Source organism: Psychrobacter immobilis (assembly GCF_904846225.1).
Lineage (GTDB): Bacteria > Pseudomonadota > Gammaproteobacteria > Pseudomonadales > Moraxellaceae > Psychrobacter > Psychrobacter immobilis_F.
Genome location: NZ_CAJGZJ010000003.1, coordinates 12,969 through 30,598 on the forward strand (window position 1 = coordinate 12,969; position 17,630 = coordinate 30,598).

Annotated in this window: 7 protein-coding genes; 4 read left to right on the forward strand and 3 right to left on the reverse strand. The window is 41.8% G+C overall.

The features are described from left to right. Positions 1-289: 289 nt before the first annotated feature. From JMX48_RS03035 to aceE, 3 genes are all read right to left on the reverse strand, one after another. Positions 290-1,273 (reverse strand): ion transporter, encoded by a 984-nt coding sequence (locus tag JMX48_RS03035; protein WP_201534171.1) that lies wholly within the window; start codon positions 1,271-1,273, stop codon positions 290-292. A 1,002-nt stretch (positions 1,274-2,275) separates the two neighbouring features. Continuing rightward, a complete protein-coding gene (locus JMX48_RS03040) occupies positions 2,276-4,030 on the reverse strand; it encodes a 2-oxo acid dehydrogenase subunit E2 (protein WP_201534174.1) in 1,755 nt (584 codons plus the stop codon). Positions 4,031-4,055: 25 nt separating this feature from the next. After that, positions 4,056-6,869: a pyruvate dehydrogenase (acetyl-transferring), homodimeric type gene (gene aceE, locus JMX48_RS03045; RefSeq protein WP_201534177.1), complete on the reverse strand. Its 2,814-nt coding sequence runs from the start codon at positions 6,867-6,869 to the stop codon at positions 4,056-4,058. Positions 6,870-7,577: 708 nt separating this feature from the next. Between aceE and JMX48_RS03050 the strand changes: the two genes are divergently transcribed. From JMX48_RS03050 to JMX48_RS03065, 4 genes are all read left to right on the forward strand, one after another. Beyond that, positions 7,578-9,197 carry a hypothetical protein gene (locus JMX48_RS03050; protein ID WP_201534180.1) on the forward strand — a complete coding sequence of 540 codons (1,620 nt, stop codon included), beginning with the start codon at positions 7,578-7,580 and terminating at the stop codon, positions 9,195-9,197. A 265-nt stretch (positions 9,198-9,462) separates the two neighbouring features. Continuing rightward, positions 9,463-9,927 (forward strand): hypothetical protein, encoded by a 465-nt coding sequence (locus JMX48_RS03055; protein WP_201534183.1) that lies wholly within the window; start codon positions 9,463-9,465, stop codon positions 9,925-9,927. A gap of 45 nt (positions 9,928-9,972) precedes the next feature. Continuing rightward, positions 9,973-12,117 carry a beta strand repeat-containing protein gene (locus JMX48_RS03060; protein WP_201534186.1) on the forward strand — a complete coding sequence of 715 codons (2,145 nt, stop codon included), beginning with the start codon at positions 9,973-9,975 and terminating at the stop codon, positions 12,115-12,117. A gap of 132 nt (positions 12,118-12,249) precedes the next feature. Then, positions 12,250-17,553 carry an SdrD B-like domain-containing protein gene (locus tag JMX48_RS03065; RefSeq protein WP_201534188.1) on the forward strand — a complete coding sequence of 1,768 codons (5,304 nt, stop codon included), beginning with the start codon at positions 12,250-12,252 and terminating at the stop codon, positions 17,551-17,553. The last annotated feature ends 77 nt before the right edge of the window (positions 17,554-17,630 follow it).

The following is a 17,630-nucleotide window of genomic DNA, read 5'->3' on the forward strand; positions in this document are numbered from 1 at the left end:
TATAATATGCAGTAGTAGCTTATAAAAAAGGGTGCGACGTTATCAAAGCGTCGCACCCTTCTCTTTGTTTAACGCGCCAAACAATCCACTAAAAAACTGGTCATACCGTCCATTTGTAAGACTGTCTTATTCTATATTACCTGTATATTTTTATTACATTTATAGTCAGTGAAAAGTAATATCGATATACCACGCCATGCTGATAACAGTTTTTCTTACTTGCTGCGCCGTTGCTGCCAGAGGCTACAAAAAATTGATATCAGCAGTATCCTAGCGTATGTTGAGTAAATTACAAACGCTCACCGCAATTCGGGCAGAAATTCTTTTGCCTGACTTCCACCTCTCTTTCACGGCGCTCAAGCTCTTGTTCCCGTAATACCTGTAATACAATATTCTGTGCCTGCTCTTTATCCAAACCCAATTCTCGGCGAATTTTATCTATCATCATCTGATTTTTTATCAAATCAAAATCACCATCGATTAATTGCTCTCGAAAATGCTGCTCAAGCTCTTCACGGCGTTGAGCAAGCTCATTTGCCAAGCCTGTCGCCAAAATACCCGCTGGCAATGCCGCTAGACCCACACCCAATATAGTAATCACCGCACCCAGTATCTTACCCGCATTGGTAATGGGCGTGACATCACCATAGCCCACCGTTGTTAACGTCACTACCGCCCACCACATGGCTTTAGGTATTGATTCAAACTCTTGTGGCTGGGCATGGTTTTCAACCAAATAAATACCACTAGAGGCCGTCACAATCATAATAATTAAGATAAAAAGAACTGCTTGAAATGAGCCTTTTTCCTTACTGATCACCACCAATAAAATGCGCAGAGAGGCAAAATATCGCGTTAATTTGAGGATACGAAATAGACGTAAAATGCGCAAGAAGCGCAAATCAATGTTGACAAAGAAGTTGAAGAACGCAGGCGCAATGGCAACCAAATCAATCAAAGCTGAAGGACTTTTTAGCCATTCCCAACGCTGACGCCAAGTTGTTTGACTCACCTTCGTTTCAACAACACTCCACAACCGTAGCAAATACTCGATAGAAAACACCACAATCGAGAAATTTTCAAACCAAGTAAAGTAATCTTGATAAGGGTAATACCAACTATCAACTGACTCAGCAATCACTGCCGCAACGTTGGTCATGATTAGAAATATTAAAAAATAATCAACGCAACGGCTGAATAGCGTGTCATGCTCATCATTTTGCAGAATATTGTAAACAAATAGACGCAAGCGCCGTATAAATTGGAATAGCATGCCGTCCCTATACGATGAAACACCGATCTTAGATTAATAGAATAAAGCCAGCACAAAATATAACACGAGTGCCCTTCACAAGAGATCACATATATCAGCAAGCACTCAGTATTATATCCTGCTACCAATGACGACACAGAGGTATTTGTTATTAGGGCATGTCCTCAATTCAATCGATCATATCCAAATGGTCATAAAAATGAGGACAAGCCCTAATAGATACTTATAAGAAATTTAAATAATAAACATAGGATAATATAAATAATATAAGGGCAATCATTAGAACAGCCAATCGTAAAAATTTTTCATCAGTGCGTAATTGCTGCTTTACATCTTGAGCGGGCAGCAAAAACAAGTGGCATTCTGGACAACAAGAATCTATTGAATTTAATACTTCCAAAGAACGTGCCTTTGTACAGCGTAGAGGAGAGTTACTACAATAGCCAAGCATAATATATTACGCCTTTTTTATACTATGATCATCAATCAGAGAAGTGATAAGTGGGCGATGACCAAATTTAAAACGTTAAAATCAATCATGCAATTTTAAAGTCTCTGAAGCATAAAATGGGTAATGATAAGTTTATTTATTAAGGTCACGATGTAACAGATAGCGTGATATTTACAACATTGTGTATCGAACGCTGATGACTTACACACAAACCAGTCGGTATATGAGGTGGTATTTAGTGAACTACTCTGATGTTGGTCATGTTGGATAAAATCTATTTCTCTTAAATATATAGTCAAAGAACAATAGATTAGCTACAGTACTGCTGGGATGAATTTTTTGAAGCCTCTGTCTGCTTAGGCACAGCAAGCGAGGAAGATTTATACCAGCAGTATCTGATGCATCGATTTAACTTTTAGATCACTATATAATTGCTAAAACGTTCGTTGAAAGCAATTATTAAAGATAACTCTTCATAATAGCTAGCCAAAAAAAAGACCATCCGTAGACAGTCTTTTTTGAATCAATACTTTATAAAGTAATATCTAAATCTATAGCAGAATACGACGCGGATCCGCCAGTAATGTTGCAACATAACGGGTAAATACCGCAGCATCTGCCCCATTAATCACACGGTGGTCATAAGACAATGATAATGGCAGCATCAAGCGCGGCTCAAAAGTCTGCTTAGCAGCATTCCAAACTGGCTGCATGGTAGCTTCTGACGCTCCCAATATGCCCACTTGTGGCCAGTTTACCAGTGGCGTAAAGGCAGTGCCGCCTAAGATACCTTGGCTTGATATGGTGAAACTCGCACCTTGTAAATCTTTGGTACTGAGTTTTTTATCACGAGCTTTAACGGCAAGCTCACCAATCTCGATAGCAATTTGCTTCAGACCTTTGTCTTGCACATTTTTAATAACGGGTACGATGAGACCATCATCAGTTGCAACCGCAATACCCATATTGACACTTTTTCGCAAGATAACTTGAGTATTATCATCGCTCAAATGACTGTTAAAACGTGGGTGCTGTGTCAAGGCATAGCCAGTTGCTTTGACTATAAATGCCAAAATAGTGAAGCCAATACCTTCTGCTTTCATGCCACCTTTTAGCTCACTACGCAGTTTCTCCGTTTCTGTGATGTCTGATAAATCAAACTGCGTCACTTGCGGCAACAACGTATTATAGTTGAGCTGTGGTATCGAGACTTTCTGTAGACGGCTAAGGTCTTGTGTTTCAGTCTCACCCCAAATCTCAGTATTACTCATATCAGGCAAGCTAGGCAGACTTGAGCTGGCCACATTACCAGTAGCAGGTGCCGCTTTTTGAGTAGTCAGACTGTCTTTGACATGCGCAAACAAGTCTTCTTTTAAGATACGGTCATTCAATGCCGACCCTTTCACTTGCGTGATGTCTACACCCAATTGACGTGCCAATTTACGTACGGCAGGACCTGCATAGACATCAGCTAACTTCTTATTTACTTGTGCTTCTGTCAGCTTGCCTTTTTGATTATCACTGCTAGCAGTATTGGGCGTTGTCGGTTTGGCTGCTTGCTTTGGTTCACCAGTGGTTTGCTTGTCAGCCTTAGCATCAGCTTTGGCTTTCGTCGGACTTGGAGACTCCGCTGTATCGGCCTTAGGCTCGCTCGCATCGTCTACATCACTGGAATCATCTGTGTCGTTACCAATGATGACAATGAAATCTTGACCATTGGCAACCATGTCACCCGCTTCGACCAATATTTTTTCAATCTTGCCTGCTACTGGTGCTGGCACTTCAACCGACGCTTTGTCAGACTCAATCAGCAAAATCGATTGCTCAGCAGTAACGATATCGCCAACACTGACCATGATTTCAGAAACTTGCGCTTCATCAACACCTAAATCAGGCAGTGCATGCGTGGTTGCCGCACCTGAGCTTTTCTTAGGGGCAGCAGACTCAGCATCACTAGCAGAATCAGAAGAGGCTTTCGGCTCTTGCTCTTTTTCTTGCTTTTGATTTTCATCGTCTTTGTTGTCTACGCTATCAGCACTGTCGTCATCAGCATTGTCGTCGCTGCTATCACTGCCACTGTCATCGCTTTCAAGCTCAATCAGCACCATGCCTTCACTCACATGATCACCAACAGCAACGCTGATTTTGGTGACTTTACCAGCAGCGGAGCTTGGTACTTCAACGGAGGCTTTATCAGACTCTAGTAGGATGATGTTGTCATCTTTTGCGATGACATCACCAACTTCTACCATAATTTCGCTGACTTCGGCACTGTCCACACCCAAATCTGGGGCTTTAATATCCATGATTTATCTCCTAGTCTTATGATTATTATTCTTTGACATCGCCATCATTGAGTAAAGTCGCATCGGCTTGATCTTCAGCACGACCTTCGTTGCTGATTTCTTCATCGTCTTCAGCGACAAACTCAGGCACAGGGATTGGATTTACTTTACCTGGTGCTGGTGCATCTGGAGAATGATCATAATAAGACTGCTGTTGCCATGCAGGTGGCTGATCCACATCAATGCCTAAGCTTGAAATGGCATCTTTAACCAAACGCATTTCTACTTCACCTTCATCCGCCAAGCGTTTAAGCGTTGCAACAACGATATGAGCGGCATCAACATTAAAGAAACTACGTAAGTTTTCGCGAGTATCAGAACGACCGTAACCATCCGTTCCTAGCGTCGTATAAGGGCGATTGTCTGGTAACCAAGCACGGATCTGCTCTGAGTAGTTACGCATATAATCGGTTGCTGCGACTACGATACCTTCATGAGGTGCTAGTTGTTCAGTTACCCAAGATACTTTTTCTTCTTCCATTGGGTGCAAGCGATTGTAATCATCACAAGCCATACCATCACGGGTTAGCTCGTTGAAGCTGGTTACGCTCCAAACGTTAGAGGTGATATTGAACTCGTCTTTTAGAATCTTAGACGCTTTTTGTACTTCGCGTAAGATCACGCCAGAACCCAATAGCTGTACTTGTGCTGAGCCATTGTCTTCTAACAAGTACATACCACGCTTGATACCTTCTTCCGCGCCTTCTGGCATAGCAGGCTGATCGTAGTTTTCATTCATCAAGGTCAAGTAATAATAAACGCGCTCGCCCTTTCCGTACATACGACGTAAACCATCATGCACGACAACCGCCAGCTCATAACCAAAGCAAGGATCGTAAGTCACACAGTTTGGTACTACGTTGAATAAAATCTGTGAATGACCATCTTGATGCTGTAAGCCTTCACCATTCAAAGTCGTACGGCCAGCAGTAGCACCTAACAAGAAGCCTTGTGCCTGACAGTCACCTGCCGCCCAAGCCAAATCACCGATGCGCTGGAAACCAAACATTGAGTAATATATGTACATTGGAATCATCGGTAGCGCGTTCACAGAATAGCTGGTCGCTAACGCAATCCAAGTACTCATCGCACCCGCTTCGTTGATACCTTCTTCTAACATATGACCATCGATGGCTTCTTTATAGCCCATCAACGCTTCGCTATCTTCTGGCGTATATTTTTGTCCGACCGCAGAGTAGATACCCAATTGACGGAACATACCTTCTAAACCGAAAGTACGCGCCTCATCTGGTACGATTGGCACAACGCGATCTTGGATGTCTTTGTTTTTTAGCATTGCTGATAATAAACGCACAAACACCATCGTCGTTGATTGCTCTTTGCCGTTACTGCCTTTTAATACCCGATCAAATATTGACAATTCAGGGATATTCAGTGGGATATGACCACTGCGGCGGTTTGGTAAGTGACCACCTAATGCCTCACGGCGACCTTTTAGATACTTCATCTCCGCCGAACCCTCTTCAGGACGGTAGAATGGTAGCGTCTCTAGTTGCTCATCGGTAAATGGCAAATCAAAGCGATCACGGAAGTAAACCAACGCTTCTTGATCAAGCTTCTTAATTTGATGTGACTTATTGACCGCTTGTGTTTGGCTTGATAAACCGTAACCTTTAACGGTTTTGACCAAGATAACCGTTGGCTGGCCTTTGGTTTTCATCGCCTCACTAAACGCCGCATAAACTTTTTGCGGATCATGACCACCACGATTTAGACGTGAAATGTCTTCATCAGTAAGCGCATCAGCCATCTCTTCTAACTCAGGATATTTACCAAAGAATTCTTTGCGAGTAAATTCAGCAGTACGAGCTTCGTATAGTTGATATTCACCATCGACGACTTCTTCCATACGGTGTTTTAGTACGCCTGTATGATCATTGGCAAGCAAGCTGTCCCACTTACCACCCCAAATGACTTTAATGACTCGCCAGCCTGCACCGCGAAAGACAGATTCTAGTTCTTGAATGATTTTACCATTACCACGTACTGGACCATCCAAACGCTGTAAATTACAGTTAACGACCCAAATTAGGTTATCTAGCTTCTCACGACCCGCCAAAGAAATTGCACCCAAGCTTTCTGGCTCATCTGTCTCGCCATCACCTAAAAATGCCCAAATCTTACGATCTTCTTTTTCTAGCAGTTTACGGTTTTCCATATAACGATGCACATGGGCATGATAGATCGACATAATCGGACCCAAACCCATTGAAACCGTTGGGAACTGCCAATAATCCGGCATTAGGTATGGATGCGGATAGCTTGATAAACCCTTGCCACCTACTTCACGACGAAAATTATCGAGCTGATCTTCAGTTAGGCGACCTTCTAAATAAGAGCGCGCATAGATGCCTGGGGCTGAGTGACCTTGATAATAAATCATGTCACCACCGAAATGGTCGCTCGCCGCACGGAAAAAATGGTTAAAACCCGTTTCATAAAGCGTAGCACTAGACGCAAATGACGCTAAATGACCACCCAAATCGTCATCATTTTTATTGGCACGCATTACCATTGCCAATGCATTATAACGAATCAACGCACGAATCTTACGCTCCATGCCTAGATCGCCTGGATACATAGGCTCATCTTCGACAGCGATACTATTAATATAGGCCGTATCCAAGCGATTGAATGGCAGCCCTTCTTGTACCGCCATGTTATACAACGCTTTTAATAAAAATTGAGCGCGATCTTTATCGGCATGTTTGAGAACAGACTCGAAGGCACTCAGCCACTCTTGGGTTTCGGTGCTATCAGCATCCTTATAATAACTCATCTTTTTACATCCTTTTTATCAGTCAGCCCTGCGTCATGACAGGGTATTGTTAAATCAAAGTATTCTTCAATACTGTCTTAAATAAGTAACTCTCTTGATTGCTTCCTTTTTAATATCAGGAAGTTACATCCAACATATTGCGTTTACACGGCTATATTTGACCACTTAATAATCTGTGGCAGCCAACATAGTTAAAATAATAATACTATCCACGCATACATCGTATGTGAATGGCATAATCAGATAGTAAAATGAGATTCCAACTTCACTCCTATAGTCAATTATCAATTGATAATAACTCTTCATTATAAACGCTTATGGAGTGGTTGTTTATAGCGATAAGAAAATGATGATATGACAAGTATTTCTGAAATAAATAGTGATTAGTTATTAGGTGAATATTTGCGGAGAATTTTACTACTTTAACAAAGCAAGATTGCTTTTTTTGCAAAAATTAGACTTTCGTCGATGTGGATACCACACTTTAGATCACTCACGAGAGAAGTAATCTATAAACATGATTATATTATACATAATCTGAAATAGTAATTGGTCGTAAAATATCTACCACTTATCGATTGCTTATGTAATTTTCTTAACAATTATATAATATATACGATACACGATTTGTACATCTACTTATTAAATAGTTAATAGTCGAGTTTTAAGTCAATCCAATTATCGAGATAAACTGAAGGTAATAATACCATGAACAAGGTTAAAGACGTTTTAGACTATAGAAATATGTATTTATCTCGACGTATTAGCTATTTATTCTCAATTTTTGCAGGCTTTATAACATTGTTGTTTATGAGCAATACAGTATTTGCACTTGCTCCCAATCCTGGTGCCATTTGTAACACCAATTTTTCTAAAGGCAGCTTAACCAATGCTGATTATTCAAGTTTAGCGTCTGCGGTAAATACCAATAACTATGTAACAGTCGCAGGTAATTCAGCAGGTAGTATTCCTCTACAAATCAAGATCAATACAGTTGAGTCTAGCTCTAGTACAACACTAAGCAATTTCGGTGTCATTACGGCGGGTAATAATAATGCTATCAATATTAGGCGGACGTTTCCCAACACCACTGCCTTTACAGATATCAATCTTGACTTTCGTAATAGCATAACCTCTCAACCCATTTTTCTTACTAATGTCGCACTCAGTGCATTTGACATCGATTACGCTAATGGTAACGGTAATGCGTTTGATGACTATATCAAGATCACAGGCACTAACGAGCAAGGCAATACAGTTTCAGGTACTTTTCAACAGATAACTGGCTCGAATATTATTGGTTTTGAACAAGGACTCCGTACAACTAGTACCACTAACTGCCCAGCTAAAGATCTAGGTACTCAGTGCCAAGGCTCTGTACAGTTCTCTCAACCTGTGAGTTCAGTCAAGATAAGTTATACCAACACAGGTAGACTTGCACAGAATCCGACCAATCAAGAGATTGATTTCCGTGTAGATAACTATTGCTATATTCCTCAGTATGTTTTTTCAGGTACGGTATTTGATGATAATGGCGGTATTACAGCTAATGAGGCGAGTGCCACTAATGCTGATATTACGAGTAGTGCTAGCCCATATACGAATAGACCTAATTATTTCAATGGTATATTCAATACGCCTCAAGAGTCAGGAATTAATGGCAGTACGGTTAATTTAGTTAATTGCGCCAATACTTCCACTGTTTACAACGCTCAATCAGTCATTAGAGACAATGCTTCTATAGGCGAGTATCAAATCAGCATACCTACTACTACTCTAGGTAATAATACCAATTTATGCTTATTAGAAAGTCGTACTGCTACGACTTATCCTATTCGGACTAACAATCAAAGTAAGAATGCTGGTTTCTCGGCGACTGTCTATAACTATCCAGACAACAACTTTGGTAGAGTCATTGCTGCAAATGCGGCTTTGGTATTAGAAAAAGAGCAAGCACCAAATAAATGTGATATCACCTCACTCACAGATACCTCGCTCAATTATAGTAAAGCCCCTTTATCAACCTCAGGCAACAATCCTGATATACGTCCAGGCCAATGTATTGCTTATAAAATCACAGCGACCAACCGCGCCAACATTACTATTGATAATTTTACTATGCAAGACATCCTACAGAAACAAGGGGTAAACAGCGCGACTGTGACTTCAGTCTTGACCAATCCTGCTCGTGCAACGGGAGTGTTTAGCGATACTCTTATTAATGGTCAAAATGGCACTATTACAACCATGTCCCAAACGTTGCCCAATAGACAGACACGCTCATTTTATTTCAATACTAAATATGGTAGTACTGTGAACCCTCAGTAGTTATTTTTTCTTGCAATATCCAATCATTATTAAACTCTTTTTTAATCACAAAAAGCCCTATCTATCCAGATAGGGCTTTCGCCGTTCGGTAACCTCGAAATACCCTTTGTCGTCTTTATGATGAATGTATGTAGGTTTTACGTGAAAATACGTTAAAGAATGTATGTATGGTTTTTATTGATACTGACTCTATATATTGCAACCGATTAGACCGCGATTCCACAGCAATACCACACTGATAACCATGATCCAAAAAGGATTTTATATGAGCCATTTCAAGCTATTACATAGTGTTTTGTTAGCAACTTTAGCGTCTACCTGCTTACTTAGTAATGCCTATGCTGACGATGCATTAAAGATGGAGTTAACTGCCAATAAAGCCGTTAAAAACGCAGAGGGTAAAGTGACCTATTCACCTGCCAGCACCGCTCCAACAGGTACGGTTATTCAGTATAAAGCGACTTATACCAATACCGTCAATCAAAATATAAACGATATCGCAGTGACTCTACCTATTCCTGCAAACATGTCTTTCAATGGTGAAGTATCACCTGCCAGCGCACAAGGCAGTACTGATGGCAAAAACTATGCGGACATGCCTCTAATGCGCAAAGTAGATGGCAAGGTAGTAAAAGTACCATTCTCTGAATACCGTAGCCTTCGTTGGAATATCAAGCTATTGCCAGCCAATAAGTCTGCCACCGTGTCACTCAATACGATAGTCAACTAACACTTACCTGATGCTTTTATCTTAAACTTTCTGGAGATTTACCGCATGAAACCTAATCTATTCAAATACTCAGTGTTGACCGTCGGTGTCGTTGCTGCTATGGGTATTACTAGTGCCAATGCCGCTACCCCAACAGGTGGCACATCTGGCTCATTCAATGTAAATAACAAAGCCACCGCTTCGTATACTGTTGCTGGTAATACGACCGTACAAAATGCAGAATCAAATGTAGTGACCGTTAATGTGTCTGAAACGGGTTCTTTTAGTTTAATTTCTACAGTTGTTGATGCTACTCCTAACGATGATTTTGGTAGAAATCGCGATATCAATGCACAGGCAAACTCAACGGTAGATTTCACTCATACCTTGGCCAACGGCGGTAACATTAACGATACTTATACGGTAAAAATTGCCAATGCCACTGGTGATGATTTTAATTACAATCTCACCAACAGTGTAATTAAGTATCAAAAAGTGAATGCTGCTGGTACCAATGTCGGTGGTGCAGTCATTATTGCTAACGGCAGTACTATTGCATTGGCGCCAAACGAAAAAGCGTTAATCACTGTGACAGCCCAAGCCGATACTAAACGTGTTGCGGATACAAATGGCATTCTAACCGTCACAGCCGAAAGTACTTATCTAAAGTCGCAAGCGGCTAATAGCGCTGCTACTACCTATACCGCCACTAACACTGATAATGCGTTAACCAAAACACCACTTTACGCTATTACAAAATCGGCTACTACCAATCTTGGTAATAAGAACTTTGATTTAAATAATACTGATGCTTATGTTGCTTACACTATTACTGTCAAAAACGAAGGTAATATCGATGGTACTGCGATCAGCATCTCAGATGACTTGCCATCAGGTTTAGTAGCAATAGCGTTGGGAGAAGCTAACTATCTAGCGCCCACTGTTGTAGCATCTAACGGTAGTACAGTAGGTACAGCCGTACTATCAGCCGCTAACAAAACAATAACGGTAGCTGGTCAAAACATCAAAATTGGCGAAACCATCACCGTCACTTTCCGTGCCAAAAAAGCCGCTGGCGCAACCGCTACTAGCTCATTCGTCAACTATGCAGTCGTCAGAGACAATACTAAAGATGATGCTACTGCTAATAATCCTGATATCGTCGATAGATCTGATAATGGCGTCAATCCAGGCGGTCCTACTGAAAGCACTTATGAAGACCCTGCTAAACCTCTAGCAGGTGCAGACAATAATAACAACGCAAGCATAAGCACGACCAATCAAACTCGTGCTATTGCTATCACTCCTGGTGTTAACAAGGAAATCGCTCTTGTTACCCCTGCCACTATTAATGACGTTACCAATACTTATACTTATACCATCACCAACAATGGTATTGACGTTACAGAAGCAGCGGGAACAGGCAATAATGCCAATGCGGTCAAACTGTCTATAAAACCAACAGCTACTAAAAATAACGGCATTATTGACGATCCTAATATCAGTATCACACGTGTGTACGTAGACGCGAATAACAATGGTAAGTTTGACGCAGGTGAAACTGAACTTACTGGCGTAAACGGCATCTATGATCTTAACGCTGCTACTCCTTTTGTGACAGGTAGTACTACCACTCGCAAAGGTTTAGCTGCTGGTGAGAGCGTCAAAATTGGCGTACAGGTTGCTTCAACAGGTAAAGGCAGCAACGATCCAAACTCTACAACAGATAATGTAAACAACATAGGTGACTTCGAAACGTTAACCGTCGCTGTACAGCCTAACGGTACAGTTGATGGTACTGCCGCACCTACTAGCACCGCTGGCAATCCACTGTCTACAGCATCTATCACAACCTTGCAGGGTATTAATCTGAAAAAATACCAGATAGCTGCTGATTGTGATGCTAAACCTGTTGTTACCGCTCCTGCGTGGTCAACTGGAAATGTAACGGCTAATGCGGATCAATGTGTATTCTATAAATTAGAAGCTAAAAACACCTTTACTGATAGTAATAAAGTCGTTAACAATCTTGTGGTTTCAGATACGTTAGACAACAAACTGACTTATCAAGCCAATAGCTTTTCAGCATCTCCAACTGCCACTAGTCAAACCCTTGGTCAGTCATTACAAGTTACCTTTGCAAGTATCGCTGCAAATACCACAGCCAACGTTGTATTTGCTGCAAAACCTTCGCAAACAGGTACTAATTAATAATTAAATAATCTATAAGCTTCACAAGATGCTTATAGACCAACTCTCTAGCTTGAACTAGCCACTTTTAACTGGTCAAGCTAGAGACGCTCTACCCTATTACCCCTTTATGTTTTATTGGATAAGCGACATATGACTCTATCTACCATGACACCGTCTAATCGTAACTCATTGCGTACAGCGAAGATATCTGCGTTGTCAGTAGCAATGTTGCTTATGCAGTCGAATATAGCATTCGCAGCACCCAACTCACTTGTGCAAATTATTGATAATTTAGCAAACGTTGCTTATGATGTAGAAGCGATCAAGCAGCTTGGTACATCAAACGTAGTGCAAGTAAAATCGTCTGCGCTTCCTGAATATGGGGTTAGTCTAAACCAAGAAACCTTGCGTACCGTCGCTCCCAATACGTTAGTCAACTGGACTAAAACACTGAGAAACACCAGCTTCAGTGATGAAACTATTGAGCTCACACTGGATGTACCCTCTTCGGTCTCCAATGTCAAAATCTATCAAGACCTCAACAACAATGGCATTGTTGATAGTGCCGATAACCAAATACTCTTTGATAATTTAAGTAATAAGATCAAACTTGGTCAGAATGAAAGTATGCAAATTATCATGCAAGTGTTGTCAGATCCCAATGGAAAAAACGGTGATACTGCCGATATCAAGCTTGATGCCGTCGTACTTGAAGATCCATCAAAGTCATTCGTGAACGTTGTTGAAAAGATAGTGATCGTTAAGCCTGAGATCAATTTTACAACACCTAAATTTGATGAAAATAAAACATCCTCACAAATCGACGAAGATGTTTATATTGAAACCAGCTATGCACAGTGTAATGTCCAAACAGACAAGCCAGATCAAGTATGGGTAACCATTAAATCGCTATTGACAGGCGATAAGTACTCATTGAAAGGTATTGAAACTGGTAATAATACGGGTAAATATCATCTATCAGCCCCCACGCAAAACAATGCAGATGCGGTCAACGACAAAAAAATCCAGACCTTGGCAGGTGATACATTGACTGCCAGTTTGGACGCTTGTATTTCTCCTTCTGTGGGTACAGGTGCTGAACAGTTACCGAGCGAATCAGACTTCACAGATCGTATTAACGATTTAGACACGCAAGCTAATATTGTCAATGACAATCCCAGCTTGGTTGTTACCAAAGAAAGTGACGTCAAGAGTGCTGAGCTTGGTGACTATGTTAATTACACGATTAATGTGACCAATAGCGGCAGCTCGACCGCTTATGATGTACAACTAAAAGACGCTTTACCACGTGGTTTCGATTACGTTGATGGTAGCGTGCGGATAGGAAAAACGGCTGATATCAATCCAGCACAAACCACTGAGTTTAAGGCTGAGGGTAAATATCAGGTGCTAAACCTAGGTAAGATGGCAAACGGCGAAAGTAAACAAATTACTTACCGTGTATTGGTCGGTGCCTCATCATTAGGCGGTGACGGTATCAATCGGGCAACTGCGGTGGCGAATAACAGTCAAGGCCAAAGCGTATCATCAAGAGAAGCACAATGGAAAATTGATGTGGAGCGCGGCGTCATGAATACCGACGGCATCATTGTCGGTAAGGTTTACCATGATATCAATCGTGACGGTATTCAACAAAAAGAAGATGGCGAGCTTGGGGTTGCGGGCGTGCGAATCTATATGGAAAACGGTAATTTCATCGTTACTGATCCTGAAGGTAAATATAACTTCTATGGTGTGAATGCCAAAACTCATGTTTTAAAAGTTGACCGCACCACGCTTCCTAACGCCACCGAAATGGTCACACAAAGCAATCGTAATGCTGGCGATGCTGGCAGCCGCTTTGTTGACTTAAAGTATGGCGAATTGCATCGTGCTGACTTCGGTATTGTCGGCGGTATGGGTGATAGTACTGAGCGCTTAAATGCAGAACTGGTTGCTCGCAGTAAATCAGTAAATGCGAAGAATGACACGCTTGAGCAAGCAGTAAAAACAGAACTAACGTTAGAACCTGACTACAATAAAAATTCTGATGATAACGTTGACGCCAACGGCTGTAATATCAATGGCGATCTAGACTTTGGTAACAACTGTGACTCCGCTATCGTCAACGAAATGGTCAGTCCAGCAGCCAATCGATTAGATATGGCCGTGACTACCATCGCCCCACCAGTAGAAAAAGAGCTTGAAGAATATTTAAAAGAAGTGGCTAATAATGAAGTTGCTTTTATCAACCTAAATGAAGGCCAGCAGCTAAGCACTTATAAGCAAATGGTACAGGTACAAGCGCCACTTGGCTCAGTATTTACACTTTATGCCAATGGTAAAGCCGTATCAGAGCAGCAAATCGGCAAAACTGCTGAACAAAAAAAGCAAAATGTGACTGCTTTTGATTACTACGCCGTTGACCTACAACGTGGCTCTAATACTTTGCGCGGTGTGGCTACTGATATTAATGGCAAAACTATCTCTGAGCAGACGATTAAAGTCTTGACGCCTGACAGATTGCAAACGATTGATTATCGTACTCAAGCAAAGTTAGTAGCAGCAGATGGCATTAGCGAATATCAGATCATTATCAGCTTAAAAGATCTTGATGGCCGCCCTTATATTGCTTCAACGCCGATTACGATTGATACTAATATCGGTCGTATCAACCTTAGTGATGGCAGTAAAGATCAAGCTGGCACCCAAGTCATCGTTTCTGGTGGCGAGTTACTGATACCAGTCACGGCCCCAATCGTACCGGGCAAAGGTGAGATGGTCATTAATACCGGCAATAGCAAGCAAGTCATTCCATTACAATTTACCGCCCAATTGCGTCCTTTAATAGCAGTCGGTATCGTTGAGGGTGCCATCTCCCTTAAAAAATTCGATGGTGGCAGCATCACTGACGCTCAAGGTGCATTCGAGCAAGAATTAAATGATGTTGCTGGCAATGATGCCTCTGGTCGTGCCGCTATGTTCCTAAAAGGCAAAGTACGCGGCGACTATTTATTGACCCTAGCTTATGACAGTGACAAAAAAGGCGAGCGTTTATTCCGTGATATCGATCCTGGCGAATACTATCCTGTGTACGGCGACTCATCGGCTAAAGGCTTCGATGCACAGTCTACCAGCAAACTTTATGTGCGCTTAGATAAAGGTCGCTCGTTTGCGATGTATGGCGATCTAAAGACTCAAATTGATAATGATGAAGGCATAAAACTTGGTCAATACAACCGTACTTTGACTGGTGCAAAAGCGCAATTTGAAGATAACAATACTCGAATTACTGCTTTTGTAGCAGAGACGAGTACTAGCCAGCGCGTCAATGAAACTCGGGGTTTAGGTATTTCAGGCCCTTATCCATTGGCAGAGAACTTTGATGCCGTACTAGAAAACTCAGAGATTATTGAAGTAATCACTCGTGATGCCAATAACCCCGGCTTGATCGTCAGCCGCAAAACGCTTACCCGTTTTGCCGATTATGAGATTGATCCTATTAGTCGCAGCTTATTCCTAAAAGCGCCTATTGCTAGCCAAGATTTTGATGGCAACCCTATCTATCTACGTGTCACTGTAGAAGTAGACGAAGGCGGCGAAGAGTATTTGGTTGGCGGTATCGCAGCTAAGCAGCAACTGACCAACAAAATCGCTATCGGTGGTAGTTATATCAATAGTGATGATCCATTGAACAAAGAAGAGTTGGCTAGTGTGAACAGCGTCATCAAGTTTAATGATCAGCTAAAACTAGTCGCAGAATATGCAATGAATAAAGCTGAAAACCCAAACTTTCAGCCAAGTAATCAAATTAACACGACAGAATTAGCAGGTAGTGACGTTAAAGGCAATGCGCTACGTCTTGAGCTTGAATTTGATAACCAGAAAAATACTCGCGCCAAAGCTTATTATAAAGACACGGACCAAGGTTTCGTGACTGGCGCCTCACCGCAAACGGCTGGCCGTGAAGAATCTGGTGCTGAGCTTACTCATTTAATTAATGATAAAAAAACCGCCCTAAAACTTGAAGGCGTACGTACTAAAGATCATACGACAGATGCTAGCCGCGAAGGTGTCTTAGCCAGTATTGAACAGCGCTTGAGTACCAATATCGTTGGCGAAATTGGCGTACGCTACTACAAGCAAGAAGCCACTGCTGCCTCACGCAATATCCAAGCTGCAACAGATGTCGTAGATATTACAGATAACACTATCTTTAACGATGATATCATCAACCAGTCAGCGCTTAATAATGTCAACAATGCTGAAAAAGATCTCGAAGGCACCACAGCTCGCGCTCGTATTACTGCACGTTTACCCAAGCTCAATAATTCTCTAGTATTTGCAGAGTATGAGCAAGATATAGACAACGGTAATCGTAATGCAACCTCTATTGGCGGCGAGACGCCATTAGGTGATTTAGGTCGTTTGTATGCTCGCCATGATTTGATCAATAGCTTATCTGGCAGCTACGGTTTGGATGATACTGAAGAGCGTCAACGTACGGTATTTGGTTTTGATGCCAATTACATGAAAGACGGTAAAGTCTATAGCGAATACCGTATGCGTGATGCGATTAGCGCCCGCGAAGCTGAAGCAGCTATTGGTCTAAAAAATAAATGGTACGTTCAGAAAGGCCTAACGGTAAATACCTTATTAGAGCGTGTTGAATCGCTGGAAGGTGAGGAAGATAGTACGGCAACTGCAGCTGGCGTTGGTGTCGAATATCTAGCAAAAGAAGATTACAAAGCCTCTGCCCGTCTTGAGAAGCGTTGGGGTGAAACCAGTGATACGGTATTAGGCAGCGCTGGTATTGCTTATCGCTATACCAATGAAGTCACGTTGCTGGCCAAAGACATCTATTCTCAAGTAGCCTATGATGATGGCGATCGCACTATTAACCGTTTTCAACTTGGCGCCGCTTATCGTGATTACGATAGCAATCGATTAGACATGCTAACGAAACTTGAATATCGCTTGGATGACAACAATACCGGCGATGATGCTTATCAAAAAGACACGGTTGTTTGGTCATTAAGTGGTAACTATCACCCAACACGTCCATTGACCTTGTCTGGTCACTATGCTGGTAAGTACACGCAGTTTGATGCCGATAATACCAGTAGCGATAATACGGCTCATGCGCTTTATACACGCGGTCTTTATGATATCAGTGAGCGCTGGGATGTAGGCTTGCAAGCAGGTACTTATTGGAACAAGCAGGCAGAGGATATGTCTTATATGCTTGGTGCTGAAGTGGGTTATAGTCCGATGACCAACCTTTGGTTATCATTAGGTTATAACTTTATGGGCTTTGAAGACGAGGACATCGCTTATGATGACACCACGCAACAAGGCGCTTACTTTAGATTACGCTTTAAATTTGATGAAGATTTATTCAAGCGTGCAAACCTGCGTAAAGATAAAGGTCTGACGACTGATCCTGAGTTATAATATCGCCTTTATGACAATGCAAGCGTCCTGTGCACTTGCATTGTCATTCGGTGAAAAGCAATATCGATACATCACGC

Bases quoted from the DNA above. Each gene is read 5' to 3' on its own strand.
- JMX48_RS03035 (WP_201534171.1), bottom strand. From the start codon at position 1,273: ATGCTATTCCAATTTATACGGCGCTTGCGTCTATTTGTTTACAATATT.
- JMX48_RS03040 (WP_201534174.1), bottom strand. From the start codon at position 4,030: ATGGATATTAAAGCCCCAGATTTGGGTGTGGACAGTGCCGAAGTCAGC.
- aceE (WP_201534177.1), bottom strand. From the start codon at position 6,869: ATGAGTTATTATAAGGATGCTGATAGCACCGAAACCCAAGAGTGGCTG.
- JMX48_RS03050 (WP_201534180.1), top strand. From the start codon at position 7,578: ATGAACAAGGTTAAAGACGTTTTAGACTATAGAAATATGTATTTATCT.
- JMX48_RS03055 (WP_201534183.1), top strand. From the start codon at position 9,463: ATGAGCCATTTCAAGCTATTACATAGTGTTTTGTTAGCAACTTTAGCG.
- JMX48_RS03060 (WP_201534186.1), top strand. From the start codon at position 9,973: ATGAAACCTAATCTATTCAAATACTCAGTGTTGACCGTCGGTGTCGTT.
- JMX48_RS03065 (WP_201534188.1), top strand. From the start codon at position 12,250: ATGACTCTATCTACCATGACACCGTCTAATCGTAACTCATTGCGTACA.